Genomic DNA, 2628 nt, shown 5'->3' on the forward strand with positions numbered 1-2628 from the left:
CACATCTCCGAAGGCGACACGGTCAAGTGCACCGGCCGGATTCTGGAAGTGCCGGTCGGCCCCGAGCTGATTGGCCGGGTGGTCAACGCGCTCGGCCAGCCGATCGACGGCAAGGGCCCGGTCAACGCCAAGATGACCGACGTGATCGAGAAGGTCGCTCCGGGCGTGATCGCGCGCCAGTCGGTGGATCAGCCGCTGCAGACGGGCCTGAAGTCGATCGACTCGATGGTGCCGATCGGCCGCGGGCAACGCGAACTGATCATCGGCGACCGCCAGACCGGCAAGACGGCGGTGGCGATCGACACGGTCATCAACCAGAAGGGCCAGGGCGTCACCTGCATTTACGTTGCCATCGGCCAGAAGGCTTCATCGATCAAGAACGTGGTGCGGGCGCTGGAGCAGGCCGGTGCGATGGAGTACACCATCGTGGTGGCGGCATCGGCCTCCGAATCCGCGGCGATGCAGTACGTCTCCGCCTATTCGGGCTGCACCATGGGCGAGTACTTCCGCGACCGCGGTCAGGATGCACTCATCATTTACGACGACCTGTCCAAGCAGGCCGTGGCCTACCGCCAGGTCTCGCTGCTGCTGCGCCGCCCGCCGGGCCGCGAAGCCTTCCCCGGCGACGTGTTCTATCTGCACAGCCGCTTGCTCGAGCGCGCCGCTCGCGTCAACGCCCACTACGTGGAGCAGTTCACCAAGGGCGAGGTCAAGGGCAAGACGGGGTCGCTCACCGCGCTGCCCATCATCGAGACGCAGGCGGGCGACGTCTCGGCCTTCGTGCCGACCAACGTGATCTCGATCACCGACGGCCAGATCTTCCTGGAGACCAGCCTGTTCAACGCCGGCATCCGTCCCGCCATCAACGCCGGTATCTCGGTGTCGCGCGTCGGCGGTGCTGCCCAGACCAAGCTGATCAAGGGCCTCTCGGGCGGTATCCGTACCGACCTGGCGCAGTACCGCGAGCTGGCGGCCTTCGCGCAGTTCGCCTCCGATCTGGACGAAGCCACCCGCAAGCAGCTCGACCGCGGTGCGCGCGTGACCGAATTGCTCAAGCAGGCCCAGTACCAGCCTTTGCCGATCAACCTCATGGCGGCCTCGCTGTTCGCGGTGAACAAGGGCTTCCTCGACGACGTGGACGTGAAGAAGGTGCTGTCCTTCGAATCCGGGTTGCACCAGTTCCTCAAGACCAGCCACGCGGCGTTGCTCGAGCGGCTGGAGACGAACCGCGCGTTCGACAAGGAAGGCAAGGACGAAGGCGAATTGACGCAGGCCATCACGGCGTTCAAGAAGTCCTTCGCCTGACGCGCAAGGGGAACGACTATGGCAACCGGCAAGGAAATACGCGGTCAGATCAGGAGCTTCGAGAATACGAAGAAGATCACCAAGGCCATGGAGATGGTTTCCGTGTCCAAGATGCGCAAGGCACAGGAGCGCATGCGCGCCGCACGCCCCTACGCCGACAAGGTACGCAGCATAGCGGCGCACCTGGGGGAAGCCAATCCCGAGTATGTGCATCCGTTCATGAAGATCAACGACGCCAAGGCTGCTGGTGTCATCGTCGTGACCACGGACAAGGGCTTGTGCGGCGGCCTGAACACCAATGTGCTGCGCATCGTCACCAACAAGCTGCGTGATCTGCAGGGCGCGGGCATGGAAGTGCAGGCCGTGGCGATCGGCAGCAAGGGCCTGGGGTTTCTCAACCGCGTGGGTGCCAAAGTGGTGTCTCGGGCTGTGGCCCTGGGCGATACGCCCCACCTGGACAAGCTGATTGGCCCGGTCAAGGTGTTGCTCGATGCGTATGCCGAAGGCAAGGTCAGCGCGGTGTACCTGAGCTATACCAAGTTCATCAATACGATGAAGCAGGAGCCGGTGATCGAGCAGTTGCTGCCGCTGTCGTCCGAAGAAATACGCAAGCACAAGAGCGGTCCGGGCTGGGATTATCTGTACGAGCCCGATGCGCAGAGCGTAATCGACGAGTTGCTGGTGCGCTACGTCGAATCGCTGATCTACCAGGCCGTGGCCGAGAACATGGCCAGCGAGCAGTCGGCGCGCATGGTGGCGATGAAGGCCGCCACGGACAATGCCGGCAACGTGATCGGTGAGCTCAAGCTGGTCTACAACAAGACACGTCAGGCGGCGATCACCAAGGAATTGTCCGAGATCGTGTCGGGTGCGGCCGCTATCAGCGGTTGATCACGTCACGCAGTTGCAAGAATCGAATCAATTGGAGCGAAACATGGCCCAAGCCCAAGGAAAAATTGTTCAATGTATCGGCGCCGTGGTGGACGTGGAGTTCCCGCGCGACCAGATGCCCAAGGTCTACGATGCCCTCAAGCTCGAAGGCTCGGCCCTGACGCTGGAAGTGCAGCAGCAGCTGGGCGACGGCATCGTGCGTACCATTGCCCTCGGCTCTTCCGACGGCCTCAAGCGCGGCATCATGGTGACCAACACCGGCAGCCCCATCACCGTGCCCGTGGGCAAGGCGACGCTGGGCCGCATCATGGACGTGCTGGGCAACCCCATCGACGAGCGCGGCCCGGTCAGCCAGGAGCTGACGGCCTCCATCCACCGCAAGGCCCCGGCCTACGACGAGCTGTCGCCCTCGCAGGAGCTGCTGGAAACCGG

2 protein-coding genes and 1 pseudogene are annotated in these 2628 nt (G+C 63.6%); all 3 read left to right on the top strand.

The window, feature by feature from the left end; genetic code table 11:
* A partial coding sequence (gene atpA / locus IT472_RS11510; protein WP_297181675.1) for a F0F1 ATP synthase subunit alpha occupies window positions 1–1305 on the top strand: 1305 nt, incomplete at its 5' end.
* A gap of 18 nt (window positions 1306–1323) precedes the next feature.
* Complete coding sequence (gene atpG, locus IT472_RS11515; RefSeq protein ID WP_297181677.1) at window positions 1324–2196, top strand: F0F1 ATP synthase subunit gamma; 873 nt, start codon at window positions 1324–1326, stop codon at window positions 2194–2196.
* Window positions 2197–2239: 43 nt separating this feature from the next.
* A pseudogene (locus IT472_RS11520) lies at window positions 2240–2628 on the top strand (F0F1 ATP synthase subunit beta); the annotation flags it as partial.

Origin of the sequence: Thermomonas sp. (assembly GCF_020850895.1) — a bacterium.
In the GTDB taxonomy this organism is placed as follows: Bacteria; Pseudomonadota; Gammaproteobacteria; order Xanthomonadales; family Xanthomonadaceae; genus Thermomonas.

What these genes read in the sequence shown, in the direction of transcription:
- atpG (WP_297181677.1), top strand. Translation starts at nt 1,324, where the DNA reads ATGGCAACCGGCAAGGAAATACGCGGTCAGATCAGGAGCTTCGAGAAT.